General features: G+C 70.5%; 13 protein-coding genes. 10 read left to right on the forward strand and 3 right to left on the reverse strand.

The genetic code is table 11. The annotated features are described in order from the left end of the window. Positions 1-8: 8 nt before the first annotated feature. The 10 genes from DFR74_RS07910 (at position 9) to thpD (ending at position 7,662) form a co-directional block, all read left to right on the forward strand. Positions 9-1,295, forward strand: coding sequence for a vWA domain-containing protein (locus tag DFR74_RS07910; protein ID WP_067501481.1), 1,287 nt, complete (start codon positions 9-11; stop codon positions 1,293-1,295). Then, positions 1,295-2,044, forward strand: coding sequence for an FHA domain-containing protein (locus DFR74_RS07915; protein ID WP_067501478.1), 750 nt, complete (start codon positions 1,295-1,297; stop codon positions 2,042-2,044). The genes DFR74_RS07910 and DFR74_RS07915 overlap by 1 nt, the downstream gene beginning before the upstream one ends. A gap of 24 nt (positions 2,045-2,068) precedes the next feature. Then, a complete protein-coding gene (locus DFR74_RS07920) occupies positions 2,069-2,608 on the forward strand; it encodes an AAA family ATPase (protein ID WP_067501475.1) in 540 nt (179 codons plus the stop codon). A gap of 110 nt (positions 2,609-2,718) precedes the next feature. After that, positions 2,719-3,114: a hypothetical protein gene (locus tag DFR74_RS07925; protein ID WP_067501472.1), complete on the forward strand. Its 396-nt coding sequence runs from the start codon at positions 2,719-2,721 to the stop codon at positions 3,112-3,114. A 76-nt stretch (positions 3,115-3,190) separates the two neighbouring features. Continuing rightward, a complete protein-coding gene (locus DFR74_RS07930; protein ID WP_067501469.1) occupies positions 3,191-3,535 on the forward strand; it encodes a hypothetical protein in 345 nt (114 codons plus the stop codon). 135 nt (positions 3,536-3,670) lie between these two features. Further along, positions 3,671-4,381 (forward strand): response regulator transcription factor, encoded by a 711-nt coding sequence (locus DFR74_RS07935; protein WP_067501467.1) that lies wholly within the window; start codon positions 3,671-3,673, stop codon positions 4,379-4,381. 118 nt (positions 4,382-4,499) lie between these two features. Next, positions 4,500-5,039 (forward strand): diaminobutyrate acetyltransferase, encoded by a 540-nt coding sequence (gene ectA, locus DFR74_RS07940; RefSeq protein ID WP_084537194.1) that lies wholly within the window; start codon positions 4,500-4,502, stop codon positions 5,037-5,039. Between the two features lie 10 nt (positions 5,040-5,049). Further along, the gene (gene ectB, locus DFR74_RS07945) at positions 5,050-6,360 is read left to right on the forward strand and encodes a diaminobutyrate--2-oxoglutarate transaminase (RefSeq protein WP_067501464.1); all 1,311 of its coding nucleotides are present in this window, start codon (positions 5,050-5,052) and stop codon (positions 6,358-6,360) included. After that, positions 6,357-6,749: an ectoine synthase gene (locus DFR74_RS07950; RefSeq protein ID WP_067501461.1), complete on the forward strand. Its 393-nt coding sequence runs from the start codon at positions 6,357-6,359 to the stop codon at positions 6,747-6,749. The genes ectB and DFR74_RS07950 overlap by 4 nt, the downstream gene beginning before the upstream one ends. Positions 6,750-6,768: 19 nt before the next feature. After that, on the forward strand, positions 6,769-7,662 hold the full coding sequence (gene thpD / locus DFR74_RS07955) for an ectoine hydroxylase (RefSeq protein ID WP_407675264.1): 894 nt from the start codon (positions 6,769-6,771) through the stop codon (positions 7,660-7,662). Between the two features lie 480 nt (positions 7,663-8,142). Here the strand turns inward: thpD and DFR74_RS07965 are convergent, their stop codons facing one another. The 3 genes from DFR74_RS07965 to DFR74_RS07975 all read right to left on the reverse strand — a co-directional run bounded on the left by DFR74_RS07965 (position 8,143) and on the right by DFR74_RS07975 (position 13,867). Further along, positions 8,143-10,389, reverse strand: coding sequence for a serine/threonine-protein kinase (locus DFR74_RS07965; RefSeq protein WP_067502088.1), 2,247 nt, complete (start codon positions 10,387-10,389; stop codon positions 8,143-8,145). An 85-nt stretch (positions 10,390-10,474) separates the two neighbouring features. Beyond that, complete coding sequence (gene erm / locus DFR74_RS07970) at positions 10,475-11,284, reverse strand: ErmE/ErmH/ErmO/ErmR family 23S rRNA (adenine(2058)-N(6))-methyltransferase (protein ID WP_067501458.1); 810 nt, start codon at positions 11,282-11,284, stop codon at positions 10,475-10,477. Positions 11,285-11,596: 312 nt separating this feature from the next. After that, the gene (locus tag DFR74_RS07975) at positions 11,597-13,867 is read right to left on the reverse strand and encodes an SEL1-like repeat protein (RefSeq protein ID WP_067501454.1); all 2,271 of its coding nucleotides are present in this window, start codon (positions 13,865-13,867) and stop codon (positions 11,597-11,599) included. Positions 13,868-14,112: the final 245 nt, after the last annotated feature.

Raw genomic sequence — 14,112 nt, forward strand, 5'->3', positions numbered from 1 at the left:
AGAGCACTGTGAATCCTGTTTCCGACAGCGGCATCTCGGTGACCGTCGACCAGAACGAGTACCTGGCCGACGGCGCCGACGTCGTGGACGCCGTCCTCACCGTGGAGACCGGCGCCGACTACGTGGCGGCCGGGCCCCCGCCGCAGCGGCTCGAGATCCTGATCATCGACTGTTCGGGATCCATGGGCAACGCGGGCAAGTTCGAGGGCGCCCGGCACGCGACCCTGGCCGCGATCGACGCGCTGCCCGACGGCACGCGCTTCGCGATCGTCGCGGGCACCTCCATGGGCCGGCTGGTGTTTCCCGCCGAGGTGCCCTCGGTCGTGGCCGACGCCAGCAGCCGGGCCGCGGCGCGCCGGGCGCTGGCGAAGCTGAAGCCCGACGGCGGTACCGCGATGGGCACCTGGCTGGGGTTGGCCCGCCAACTGGCGGCCAAGCACGAGGACACCATGGTGCACGCGATCCTGCTGACCGACGGCAAGAACGAGCACGAGTCGCCGGAGGCGCTGGCGGAGGAGATCGCGAAATCCGAGGGCGCGTTCACCTGCGACTGCCGCGGTGTGGGCACCGACTGGCGGGTGGGCGAGCTGCGCACCATCGCCGCCGCGCTGCACGGCACCGCCGATATCGTCGCCGATCCGGCGCATCTGGCCGCCGACTTCGCCGCCATGACCCACGACTCGCTGGCGAAAGCGATCCCCGAACTCACCCTGCGGGTGTGGACGCCGGCGGGCGCGGCGGTGCGGTTCGTCAAACAGGTCGCGCCCACGATCGAGGACCTCACGGGCCGACGCGCCGAGACGGGCCCGCAGGTGGGGGAGTACCCGCTCGGCGCGTGGGGCGCGGAGGACCGCGACTATCACCTCCAGGTGCGCCTGGAACCGGCCGCGCCCGGCCGGGAGAAGCTGGCGGCGCGGATCAGCGTGATCGCCGACGGCGAGGTGGTCGGGCAGGGCCTGGTCCGGGCGGTGTGGACCACCGAGACCGAGCTGTCGGCCCGCATCAGTGCCCGCGTCGCGCACTACACCGGGCAGGCCGAGCTGGCCGAGGCCGTGCAGTCGGGTCTGGCGGCGCGCAAGCGCGGCGATGTCGAGACCGCGACGGCGAAGCTGCGCCGGGCGGTGCAGCTGGCGGCCGAGTCCGGCAACGAGAGCACCGCGAAACTGTTGCGCGGCGTGGTCGAGGTGGACGAGCGCGACGGCACCGTGCGCTTGCGCTCCTCGGTCGCGGCGGCCGACGAGATGGCCCTCGACGTCCGGTCCACGAAGACCGCCCGGGTCCGCAAGGAGGCGTGATGCCCGCCTGCCCGGAAGGACACCGCTCCGACGCCACCGACTACTGCGACGTGTGCGGGGTGCCGATCGCCTCGGGCGCCCCGCCGGTGGCGTCGGCGCTCCCGCGCTGCCCGGCCTGCGGCGCGCCCGCCGACGGCCGCTTCTGCGAAGCGTGCGGCCACGACTCGGCCCTGCCCGCCCCGCCACCGCAGCGCCCCGTAGGCGCGGCAAGCACCGCACCGCCGCGCTCCGAGGGCACGACGAGCACTCCACCGCAATCCCGGAGCCCCGAGAGCGCGGAGGTCACGACCCCACCGTCCCGGCGCCTCGACGGGCCGGAGATCACCGCGCGGGCTTCCGCCGTCGCGTGGATCGCGATGATCGCCGCCGACCGCGGCTGCTACGAGCGGATGCTGGCCCGCGAGGGCCCCGACGCGCGCGCCATCGAGTTCCCCGCCTACTACCCGCCCCGCCGCATCACCCTGCGCGAAGGCGACACGCTGATCGGCAAACGCAGCGAATCCCAAGGCGTGCGACCGGATATCGATCTCGGCCTCGCCCCGGCCGACGCCGGCGTCTCGCGCACGCACGCGCTGCTGCACCTGAACTCCGCCGGGCTGACGGTCACCGATCTCGGCTCCACCAACGGCACCAGCCTCAACGACAGCGACGACCTCATCCCCGCCGACCGTCCCGTGCCGTTGCGCAGCGGCGACCGCATCCATGTCGGCGCCTGGACCACCATCACGGTCACCGCGGAATTCGGTTGAGCCCGCCGCGCGGCCTCTGCCACGATGCCCGCCGTGTCGGTCTACCTCCTCACCGGAATCCAGGCGTCGGGCAAGTCCACCGTCGCGCAGGCTCTCGCCGAACGGCTGCCGCGCTCCGCGCATGTGCGCGGTGACGCGTTCCGCAGGTTCGTCGTGAGCGGGCGGGCCGAGATGAGCGCCGAGCCTTCGCCGGAGGCGCTGGACCAGCTGCGGCTGCGGCACCGGCTGTCCGCGCAGGCCGCCGACGGATACGCCGAGGCCGGGTTCACCGCCGTCCTCCAGGACGTGGTGCTGGGTGAATTCCTGCCGTACCTGATCGATCAGATCCGCACCGACCCGCTGTATGTCGTGGTGCTCGCGCCGCGCCCCGACGCGGTGGCCGCGCGCGAGGCGGCCCGCGCCAAGGACGCGTACGGCGCGTTCACGGTGGCGGCGCTGGACGCGGTGCTGCGCGAGACCACCCCGCGGCTCGGATTGTGGCTCGACACTTCGGATCTCACGGTCGGCGAGACCGTCGAGGCGATCCTCGCCGATGCCCGTCCCCGCGCCCGCCCGCCGGTGTGACATCCGTCGCTCTCCGGCTCGGGTCCCCGGCGGTTTGCCCGGCGTGTCGCGCGGGTACGTGAAGGGGAGCCGGACATCCGGAGACAGACCAGGGCGCGAAGGAGGTCGTCATGAACGAGCAGCGGCGACCCGGCACCCGGAATCCGCTCGGCGGACCGGAGTATTCGCTGGCGCTGCATCGCGTGCGCGAGAGCGGGCCGCCGGGCGCGCTGCGGACCGAGCGCAACGCGCGCACCCGGGTCACCCGGGACCACAAGGTCATCCGGCGCTGGGCCGAACAGCGCGGCGCCCGGCCCGCCACCATGCCGGGCAGCGAGTACGACGGCCACCTCGGCGCGCTGCGCCTGGACTTCCCCGGCTACGGCGGCGCGGTGCTGCGCCACGTGAGCTGGGAGGAATGGTTCGCCACCTTCGACGCGCGCCGGTTGTGGTTCCGCTTCCAGGAGCACCGGCCCGACGGCTCGCCCAGCTACGTCAATCGGATCGAACGGGTCGTGGAAGACTGAACCGGGGTCGCCGCGGACGCGATGGAGAAGAATCGATCGGTGCGCCCGGACCGACCGGGCACGGAAGGGGAGTGATATGCGCGCGACAACCGCACTGACCACCCTCGCCGCCGGCGCGGCGGCCCTGACGCTGGCGGCGGGACCGGCCGCGGCGATCGCGGTGGACCAGATCCCGGGCGGCACCCGGGTGGAACTCAACCACGGCGAGGCGAGCGCCGTCGCCGACTGGAACCTCGGGCCCGCGATCGGCTCGCTGCCGCCGAACTACACCCCGCACGGCAAATACGTGCTGGGTCAGACGATCGCCGAGGGAGCACAGCAGGCGAAGGAGACGAACTCCCAGCTCAACCTGTACATCCTGGGGCCGGTCACCGCGCCGTCGGGTGTCGGCGTGTCGGTGGGGGATCCCGCCGCCGGGTGAGGCGATGTTTACGCGATCGTAAAGTGGGGTAACCGGTAGCTCGTCAAGCTGCACGAAGCGGACCGTCGCGTCGCCGGGGGTGTCTGCGACGTCCGTCGCGTCGCGCCGTTCCGCCCATCGGCAAGGGATGAGGTTGTGAGCGCGAATCTGATGATCGTGGACGACGACGCCGAGATTCGCGACGCGTTGCGCGTCGCGATGGAGGACGAAGGCTACGAGGTCTCCGAGGCCGGTGAGGCCGAGGACGCGCTGACCTACCTGCGCAGCAACGGCGCGCCGGACGTGATGATCGTGGACCTGATGCTCGGGGACATGGACGGCTTCGACTGCATCCGGGAGATCCGCCGCGACCACGATGTGCCGATCATCGTGATCAGCTCGCGCCACGACACCCACGACGTGGTGGCCGCGCTGGAAGCCGGCGCCGACGATTTCGTCAAGAAACCGTTCGAAATCAAGGAAGTATCCGCGCGAATGCGTGCGTTACGCCGTCGCGCGCGCTTGGCGGCCGAACGCGAGGAGCCCCGGGAAATGATTCTCGAGGCCGACGAGAATTCGCCGCTGATCCTCGATCGGGACGGCGGAGCGGTCCGCCGTGGTGATGAGGAAATTCGCCTCACTATAACAGAATTTCGGCTGCTCTGCGAACTCGCGGAAACTCCCGGGCGCGTGCTCAGCCGCTCTGTCCTGCTCGAACGGGTCTGGGACGACGGATTTTTCGGTGATGAACGCATCGTCGACGTCCATATGCGACGGCTTCGCACAAAAATCGAAAGAGATCCGTCGGACCCCGCCGTCGTGGTTACTGTGCGCGGCCTCGGATATCGTCTCGATGTGCAACGTTGATCACATTTTCCGAACCCACGTGATCTGTTCGTAATGCAACCGTAAAGAGTTCGACCGGTCCACCTCAACATTTGTTCGTAAGCCTGGATAAGTACTGCAGACTCGACCTGGGAGTTGTATGTCACTGCATACCTTGTCCACGGAGACGATCGAGCGCGGCGGCCCGCCGCGCGACGGGACCGGCACCCCGGTCCTGCGCGCGCCACGGCTGGACGACGCCGCCGCGATCTGGCGCATCGCCAAGGATTCGCGTGTGCTCGATACGAATTCGAGCTACGCCTACCTGCTGTGGTGTCGCGATTTCACGGACACCACGGTGGTGGCCGAGGTGGACGGCAGTGTCGTCGGCTTCGTCATCGGATACCTCCGTCCGCAGGCGCCGCACACGCTGTTCGTGTGGCAGGTGGCCGTCTCGCACGCCGCGCGCGGGCGCGGCATCGGGACGGCGATGATCGAGTGGCTGCTCGACGCCCTGCCCGCGAGCACGCTCGAGACCACCGTCTCGCCCGACAACGCGGCATCGATCGCCATGTTCGACGCGGTCGCCCGCCATCGCGGCGCGCGGATGACCAAGCACCCCCTGTTCGATCCCGCCGTCTTCCCCGACGAGCACGCCGCCGAAGACCTCTACCGCATCGCGCCGATCGCACAGAAGTAAGGAGCTTCGAATGATCACCGCCGAAACCACCATTTTCGAGTCGCTCGAGTCCAACGTCCGCGGCTACTGCCGGGCCTGGCCCACCGTGTTCACCACGGCCAAGGGCGCCTGGCTGCGCGACGAGGAGGGCAAGGACTTCCTCGACTTCTTCGCGGGCGCCGGCTCGCTGAACTACGGGCACAACAACGACGTCCTCAAGCAGCCGCTGCTGGACTACATCGCCTCCGACGGCATCACCCACGGCCTGGACATGTCCACCGCCGCCAAGCGCAAGTTGCTCGAGACGATCCGCGACGTCGTGCTGGCCCCGCGCGGACTGGACTACAAGGTGCAGTTCCCCGGCCCGACCGGCGCCAACTCGGTCGAGGCCGCGCTCAAGCTGGCCCGCAAGGTGACGGGGCGCCAGACCATCCTGAGCTTCACCAACGCGTTCCACGGCATGTCGCTGGGCGCGCTGTCGGTCACCGGCAACGCGGCCAAGCGCGCGGGTGCGGGTGTGCCGCTGGTGCACGCCGCGCACATGCCCTACGACGGCTACTTCGACAACACCACCGCCGACTTCCAGTGGATGGAGCGGGTGCTCGACGACACGTCCTCGGGCTTCGACCGCCCGGCGGCCGTTATCGTGGAAACCGTGCAGGGTGAGGGCGGCGTCAACGTCGCGCGGGCCGAGTGGCTGCGCCACTTGGCCGACCTGTGCGCCGAGCGGGAGATCCTGCTGATCGTCGACGACGTGCAGATGGGCTGCGGGCGCACCGGGCCGTTCTTCTCGTTCGAGGTCGCGGGCATCACCCCCGACATCGTGACCCTGTCCAAGTCCATCGGCGGCTACGGCCTGCCTTTGGCGCTGGTGCTGTTCAAGGCCGAGCTGGACCAGTGGTCGCCCGGCGAGCACAACGGCACCTTCCGCGGCAACAACCCGGCGTTCGTCACCGCCCAGACCGCGCTAGAGCACTACTGGTCCGACGACACCCTGCAGAACTCGACCCGGTCCAAGGGCCGGCACGTCGCGCAGACCCTGGCCGAGGTGGCCGGGCACTTCCCGGGCCTGTCCACGCGCGGCCGCGGCCTGGTGCACGGCCTCGCGTTCGAGGATCCCTCGCAGGCGGGCAAGGTCTGCCAGGTCGCCTTCGAGCGCGGTCTGCTGGTGGAGACCTCCGGTTCCTCCGACGAGGTGGTGAAGTTGTTGCCGCCGTTGACGATCACCGACGACGAGCTCGACCACGGCCTGCAGATCCTGACCGGCGCGATCGACACGGTCTGCACCGGCTGGGGCCGCCTGCGCCAGGGGGTCGCGACCAAGGCGGGTGAGCGCGCGTGATCGTTCGTACCACCCAGGAGATCACCGGCACCGACCGCGACGTCGCGGGCACCGGCTGGCGCAGCAAGCGCATCGTGCTGGGCGGTGACGGCGTCGGGTTCTCCTTCCACGAGACCACCATCGACGCCGGGACCGTGCACGAGTTCCACTACCGCCACCACGTGGAGGCGGTGTGGCTGGTCGAGGGCGAGGGCACGCTCACCGATCTCGACAACGACGTCACCTACGAACTCGGGCCCGGTTCCATGTACCTGCTCGACGGGCACGAGCGGCACCGTCTCGAGGTGCGCGAGCGGATGCGCATGATGTGCGTGTTCAACCCGCCGGTCACCGGGCAGGAGGTCCACGACAGCAACGGCGTCTACCCGTTGGTCGCCGTGCCGAGCTGAAAGGAAATCCAGGGAAGTGGTGCTGCAAGCCATCGAACGCGAATCGGCCGAGCGCGTCGATCGGTACCCCACCCGCACCGCCGGGCGCGTGGCGCACATCGAGCGCCCCGACCCGGTGGTATACGGGCGGATCGAATCCGAGGAACTGGCCACCTTCGACCGCGACGGGTTCGCGGTGCTGCCCGATCTGCTCGACGCCGGTGAGGTGACCGCCTTCGGCGCGGAGATCGACCGGCTGGCGGCCGACCCCGCGTTGGCCGAGGACGACCGCGTGATCACCGAGCGGGCGTCGGGGCGGGTGCGCTCGATCTTCGAGGTGCACAAACTGAGCCCGCTGGTCGCCGAGCTGGTGGGGCAGTCGCGCGCCGCGGGCCTGGCCCGCCAGGTGCTCGGATCCGAGGTGTACCTGCACCAGACCCGGATCAACTACATGCCCGGGTTCCGTGGGACGGGGTTCTACTGGCACTCCGACTTCGAGACCTGGCACGCGGAGGACGGGATGCCGACCCCGCGCGCGGTGAGCCTGTCGATCGCGCTGACCGACAACCACCCGTTCAACGGCAGCCTCATGGTGATGCCGGGTTCGCACCGCACGTTCGTGCCGTGCCAGGGCAGCACCCCCGCCGAGCACTACCGGGAGTCGTTGCAGGAGCAGGAGATCGGCGTGCCGACCACCGAGGACATCGAGGCCTTGGCGAATCGGTACGGGATCTCCCAGTTCACCGGCCGGGCCGGATCGGCGTTGCTGTTCGATTCGAATCTGATGCACGGTTCGGCGAACAACATCACGCCGTTCCCGCGCTCGAACGTCTTCCTGGTGTTCAACAGCGTCGAGAACACCCTCGAGGAGCCGTTCGCCGCCCCGGGGCCCCGGCCGACCTACATCGGCAGCCGGGACTTCACCCCGGTGTAGACCCGGGCGGGTTTCGCAGCGCCGCACGTTCGTCGACGGACGTGCGGCGCTGTCGGCCGACGGCGGCCCGGGTCCGGGGATGCCGGCGGCGATCCGCGTCACCATGGGATCGGGATAGGCGGTCCGGGCCTGGTCGTAGCGCTGCGCGTCCGCACCGAACGACTCGGGGATCGGCCGGGCCGTGTACGGCTGCGCGTCGACGGGTTCCGGTGGCGATCATCGGCGCTCGTCACCTTTCGCGACGAGCTGCGCGCGGCGACTTCGGCAAGCCGAGCCCGGCGGCGGTATGGCGATCCTCGTCGAGGCGACGACGGCAATCTCCACCTACCTGACCGATGAGAGGGAGAGGAGCATGCCGCCGCGCGTCGGCCGCCGGATCGCACGTGTTGTGCACGCTGGTCGGCCTTCGACGCGACGTGATCTTCCTGGACGCACCCGTGACCGGCAGACTACTCAACGCCCGCCGGGCCAACGGGCCGATCAGCGCGCGACGATCCGCTGCAACGCCGCGATGTCCTGCTCCAGCATCCGGAACAGCCAGTACACCCCCACGAACGCCAGCGCGCTGCCCACGCACAGCACGCGCAGCGCCACGATCACCGACGGAATGTCCTCGGCGGGAATGAACGTCGCGCCCGCCACGCCCAGCAGCGGGACGGCGGCGGCGATCGCTAGGAACCAGGTGCTGCGGCGGTCGAGTTCGTCGAGTTGTTCGGCGTCCTCGCGGCCGAGCCCGCCGTGCGGCAGGAACATCGGATACAGGCTGCGCACCGCGTAGAAGCTCACCAGGAAGTACGGGTAGGCCATGGCGATGCCGCCGCACACGATCTGGGTGACGAAGAAGTGCACGTAGGCGTCGGGTTCCAGACGATTGCCCGACACCTGCACGGTCACCGGCACCACCACGCCCGCCAGCGCCCACAATCCGAAGCAGGTCAGCACATTTCGCTGCGCGAGGCGCAACGTGTCGGAGCGGGCCCGCGCCAGGCGTTCGGCGTCGTAGGTGCGGCCCTTGTGCAGGCCGTAGGCGATCGGCAGCAGCCCGGCCAGCAGCACGTTGGTGACGATGAAGCCCACCAGGAAGCACAAGCCGTAGGTGTTGAGCGCGATCTGATCGAACTGCGTCTGCGCCTCGCTGTCGAGCTTGTCGATGATGAGGCTGCGATTGTGGTTGTAGCTGTAGAGGATGGCCAGCGCGTTCGGGATGCCGATGGCCAGCCCGACGATCGGCAGCATGAGCAGCCGGGAGCGGCGCCGCCAGCTGCGCTCGGGCGGGTCGACCAGGTCGCGGGCGTGCGCGTCGAGCACCACGTCGAGCTGCTGGGCCATATCCGCGCCGGTGGCCCAGCGGCCGTCGGGGTCGGGGTCGAGCGCGCGCGCCAGGGCGCGGCGCAGCGCCTCGGGACAGTCGGGCGGCAGATCGCCGTAGGGCAGTGCATCGGGGCCCGCCGCGCGCCGGTCCAGCATCCCGTCCAGGGTGGTGCGGTCGCCGCCGCTCACGGCGTCGTCGCCGAACGGTTTGCGCCCGGTGAGCAGCTCCCACAGCATCACGGCCAGCGAGTACAGATCGCTGCGGGTGTCGAGGTCGGCGGCGGTGGCCGGGCGATCCGGGTGCACGGCCGACAGCTGCTCGGGGGACATGTAGGCCAGCGAACCGCCGAAGTACGCGACCGGGCTGTCCCCGGACACGTTGCCGCTGAAGCTGATATTGAAATCGGCCAGCTTGGGGACGCCGTCGGCGGTGAGCAGGACATTGGCCGGTTTGATGTCGCGGTGCAGCACGCCGCGGCGGCCCGCGTAGTCCAAGGCTTCGGCCAGCCTGCGGCCCAGCCACGCGACCGTCTCCGGCCACGACAGCTCGGCCAGCTCCGCCCGCACCGGGGACTCGCTCGGCCGGATCTCGCCCTTGGCCGCCAGCACGGCGTCCACCACGTCCAGCAGCAGCGCGCCGTCGCGTTCGGCGGGCGGGGTGGCGCGCACCTGTTCCAGCACGGAGAACAGCGTCCCGCCGGGCACGTACTGCATATAGAGCAGGCGCAGGCGCCGCGAGGGCAGCACCCGCTGGTCGAAGACCCGCACGATGTACTCGTGGTCGAGCTGGGCCAGCGTTTGCGGTTCGGTGCCCTTGTCCTGGGAGATCTTCACGGCGACCAGTCGCTGCATGGACCGCTGCCGGGCCAGGAAGACGCGCGCGAACGCACCGCGGCCCAGGCTGGTCATGAGGTCGAAATCGTCGATGCGCTGGCCGACGTCGATGTCGTCGAGCCGGACCGGTTCGGTGGCGGCGGCCATCATCGTGCTGTGGTAGTCGCCGGTCGCCAGCATCTGCGAAAGCTCTTGCGCCTGCGCCGGATACGCGGCGGTGTACTCGCCGACGTCGACCGAGTTCCCGGCCTGCCTGCGCACGTGGAACTCCTCGTAGATGAGATCCGGTGGCAACGGCCAGGTGCTCAGCTCCGGCAGCTCCTCCACGTATTCGGCTAGGCGTTTCGGTTCGGCGTCGCGCGACCACCGGTTGGCCAGGTCCACCTTGATCAGCTCGATCAGCGACACGCGGCGGATGGCGGGGGAGTCGGGAAGGAAGGCGGGCAGGTCGGGCGGGGTGCGCGCCTCCCGCCACGCTTCCACGAAGCGGGCGACCACCTCCGCGACCCCGGTACCGCGTCCCGCGACCGGCGACGTGCCCGCTCCGACCGTCGCCCCCGGAACCGGTGCGGGGTGCGCCATCTGCGCATCGTAACGCCGCCCGACCCGCGCGACCGGCACATTCCGCGCGAAGATCAGCGATCGAGGGGCAAAACCGACCGTCAGGTCAGATGAGCGCGCGGTAGAGCGTGAGCCACCGGTCCGGGTCGACGAAGCCCACCGGCTCGTCGGGCGCGACCCCGGCGAACGCGCACGCCCGGCGCACCAGGCGCGGCGGGAAACGGGTGCGCAACGACGCCGCCAGCGAGCCGCCGACACCCGAGAAGCCCAGTTCTACCAGGGCGCGGTAGTCGCGATCGGCGCGCGCGGGGAGCAGCGGTTCGCCGCGCCTGCGCAGGTGCAGCACGGCCGAGTCGACCTGGGGGACCGGGCGGAATCGCGTGCGGTCGACCCGGGGGCCGAGCGCGAACTCGGTGCGCGGCCAGTGGGTGACGGTGAGTTTGGACCAGCGGCCGTAGTCCCCGGTCTGTTTGCGGGCGAACTCGAGCTGGGTGAGCAGCGTCGCCGAGGTCATCGTCGGTGCGGCCAGGCACCAGCGCACGATGTCGGTGGTGCTGCCGTACGGGATGTTGGCGACCACGGCGAACGGTTCGCCCGGCGGGCGCACGGTGCGGAAGTCGGCCTGGTGGACACTCACCCGGGCGTCACCGGTGTAGCGGCGGCGCAGTCGTTGCGCGTAGCGCGGGTCGAGTTCGTAGGCGAGCACGCGGCGGGCGGTCGCGGCCAGTTGGCGGGTGAGGATGCCGTCGCCGGGACCGATCTCGAGCACGAGATCGTCGGCGCCGATCCCGGACGAGCGCACCAGCAGGTGGGCGGCGCCGGTGTCGGCGAGGAAGTTCTGGCTCAAGCGTTTGCGTGTGCTGACCGAGGGCCTGCGGGCGTCGCGGGCGCGCGGCAGGGACCGTGAGCGGGACATGGGTGTCCTCCGGAGGGTGGGGTCGAATCGGCAGGTTCGATTCGCCCGGACCCGTGCCGGGGCAGCACAACTCGACCGCGCGGAGGCGGTCGGCGTCAGGCGCGTGGAGCGCCGGGGATCCCGATCAGTGGTGTCGGGAGACGCAGCGGTGCGGTGCGCAGGCCGAGCCCGAGCCTTCCGCACGCAGCCGGATGAAATAAGTGGCCGCGTACGCCGCGACCATGTTTGTCACTGCCACGCCGGTCACCGTACCCACGAGCCCCCGGGCCACCGCAACCGATTTTTTCCGGCGCGGGTAAGGGGAAGCGCCGCTCAGCCCGGCTGACCGGCCTCCCCGGCCCGCGCCTCGACCGCGCGGGTGCGCCAGGTGCGCGCCTCGGCGTGGTCACCGTGCCGGTCCAACAGGTCGGCCAGTCCCGACATCGCGCGCACATCGCGCAACTCCGCTGACGTGCGCCACCACTGTTCGGCCTCCCGCACCGCACCGCGCCGCAGCAGCACCACGCCGAGGTCGTACCCGGCCCCGGCATGCCCCGCCTGCGCCGCCTGCGCCCACAACTCACACGCCTGCTCCTCCTCACCGCGCCCGAACATGGCGACACCGAGTTCGTAGAGGGCGTTGCGATAGCCGTGCTCAGCGGCACGCCCGGTGCCTGCCTCGGGTCGAGGCGAGGGTGTACTCGGCTCGGAGACGGTGGGCTCCGAGGGGCGACTCACCGACGCCGGACCCTGAGATGGCGTATGACTCTGCGGCGCAGGCGAATTCGATGGTGTGGCACCTTCGGGCACGGTCGGCTCCGGCAGCGGAACGTGGTTGCTCGCCGGCGTCCGCGCGGGCTGCGATACCGGGGCGAGCGCCGCATCTGATGTGTGGGGCGGGGTGTGAGTGGTCGTATGTGATGTGGGCTGTGCGGGAGTCGCGCCCGGCGGTTCTTGCGGGGCGTGGGCGGTCGGAGCGGGTGTGGGCGGCGCGAAAGCCGGGCTCGTCGGTTGCGAGCCGGTGGTGTTGGTCGGTGGTGCAGAGAGTGGAGTCGCGCCCGACGGACGTGACGTGCCCTGGTCACCCGAGGGCGGCGGTGGGACCTGCGCACTCGGGGGAGTCTGTGCGGTCTGAGGTGCCGAAAGACGAGTTGGGGGCTCGGACGTGACAGGCCGGAGCAGCCGAGCGGGGGATTCGTCCCGTCCGTCCACCGGGCGAACCGGCGGGGACATATCCGCCGGACGGGGTGGAGCACCGCGATCCGACAACCACTCCGGTGGTGCCTCCTCTCCGCGCTGCGCCGTGGGATCCGGCCCGTCCGAGTCGGCACTCGGCTCGACCTGTTTCGGCAGACCGCTCGGCGTGGTGACCGGTTCCGCAACGGGCGCAGGCAGTTCCGGCGCTGCGGCGATCACGCCGGCCTCCCACACCGGCGATGGCTTGTCTACGGTGCTGTCCGCTTCGGGGTGCGGCCGGGCCGGAGCCGCCTCATCCACAATGCCGCCTGCGCCGAGACGCAGCCAGGCCGGTTCGCCTACGGTGTCGCCTGCGTCGGCAAGCGGTCGCACCGGCACGGGCGCATCGAGTGCGACGGCCCGGTCCCCATGGGACCGCTGGGCGAACGCCTCGGCGATCTGTTCCGGCGAGGGCGGCGCCGGAAGGCGCGGCGGCGGTTCGACTCTGCTCGCGGCGGGCCGCTCGGGCGCGGACATTTCCGGCCCAGAAATCTCCGGTGCGGGGGCAGGCCGCAGCGCGGTGGTCGTTGGCACCGGCGGGGCCGGTTCCGGCGCGTGGGGCGGCGCCTTCGTGATCGTCTGGATCGGAGCGGTGGCCGCGCTCGAATCAATTTGCGGCGCAGCGTTATCCGGTTCGGCGGGCTCCACGACCGGAGCACTCCACTCCACCACGGCGCGGGTCGGCGTCCAGCTCGTGATGGGTTCGGGCGTGTACGTCGGCAGCGGCTTCTCGGCCTCCGGTTCGACAGGGTCGAGGCTCGAATACTTGGCGCGCGCGGCACTTTCCGGCGCGTCCGTCCGGATCACGCCGGGCGTCGCGGGCAGTGCACTGCCGGGCGCGGGTGGCACGGGCACGATCTCGTCCCCGGCGTCGGTCGCCACGCCGACGACGAGGTTGGCGAAGTTCGGCGGTCCCTCCCCGACGCTGCACCACAGCGCGATGCGCCCGTCGGGCGTGTCCTCGATGAGGATGCCGTAATTGCCCGTCCACGAACGATGGACGCCGGTGCGGTCCACCCAGACCGGCGTGAGGGTGAACATGGCGCCTGGCCCGGTGGGCGTGAGTTCGACGGTGATGCCGCGCACGAGCGCGTCGCTCCACACGTCGACACCGGGGAGCCTGCGGCCGTCGATCTCGATGTAGCCCTCGGCCACCGAGAGCCCGATGCCGTGCCCGCGCAGCCCGGCGGGCGGTGCGGCGGAGAGGAGCGTCATGCCGAGCAGAATCGGTGCGGGACCGAACTGTTCGGTGTACATGGGGTAGACCATGCTGCCGTTCCACCGGATGGGGTCGGCGCTGGTGTAGCGGTCGGAGAGGGGGATGTCGGCCGAATTCCTGTTCTGCCAGGGAGAATACGGCTCTTTCATATGTCGGGGTCCCGCCTTTCCGCCGGATGCTCGTCACCCACGTCTGCGCTCTGCGGCGGGCTATACCGTACTAGCCGCGCCGCGTGGAGGCGGCGCAATCCCGTGGCGTGGAACGGAACTCGCCGACCGGTTGCGAAGACGAATGCTTTTCGGATGCGTGAACGGCGGCCGGGGAGCATCGAACCCGAGTCAGAATAAGCGTAACTCGCAGTTACATGTAACCCTGGGTTACACATATCTTCTCT

It is taken from the genome of Nocardia puris (genome assembly GCF_003315035.1).
Lineage (GTDB): Bacteria > Actinomycetota > Actinomycetes > Mycobacteriales > Mycobacteriaceae > Nocardia > Nocardia puris.

Coding starts and splice junctions, on each gene's coding strand:
- ectA (WP_084537194.1), top strand. CDS start 4,500: ATGTCACTGCATACCTTGTCCACGGAGACGATCGAGCGCGGCGGCCCG.
- DFR74_RS07975 (WP_067501454.1), bottom strand. CDS start 13,867: ATGAAAGAGCCGTATTCTCCCTGGCAGAACAGGAATTCGGCCGACATC.
- DFR74_RS07915 (WP_067501478.1), top strand. CDS start 1,295: ATGCCCGCCTGCCCGGAAGGACACCGCTCCGACGCCACCGACTACTGC.
- DFR74_RS07920 (WP_067501475.1), top strand. CDS start 2,069: ATGCCCGCCGTGTCGGTCTACCTCCTCACCGGAATCCAGGCGTCGGGC.
- ectB (WP_067501464.1), top strand. CDS start 5,050: ATGATCACCGCCGAAACCACCATTTTCGAGTCGCTCGAGTCCAACGTC.
- erm (WP_067501458.1), bottom strand. CDS start 11,284: ATGTCCCGCTCACGGTCCCTGCCGCGCGCCCGCGACGCCCGCAGGCCC.
- DFR74_RS07925 (WP_067501472.1), top strand. CDS start 2,719: ATGAACGAGCAGCGGCGACCCGGCACCCGGAATCCGCTCGGCGGACCG.
- DFR74_RS07930 (WP_067501469.1), top strand. CDS start 3,191: ATGCGCGCGACAACCGCACTGACCACCCTCGCCGCCGGCGCGGCGGCC.
- DFR74_RS07965 (WP_067502088.1), bottom strand. CDS start 10,389: ATGGCGCACCCCGCACCGGTTCCGGGGGCGACGGTCGGAGCGGGCACG.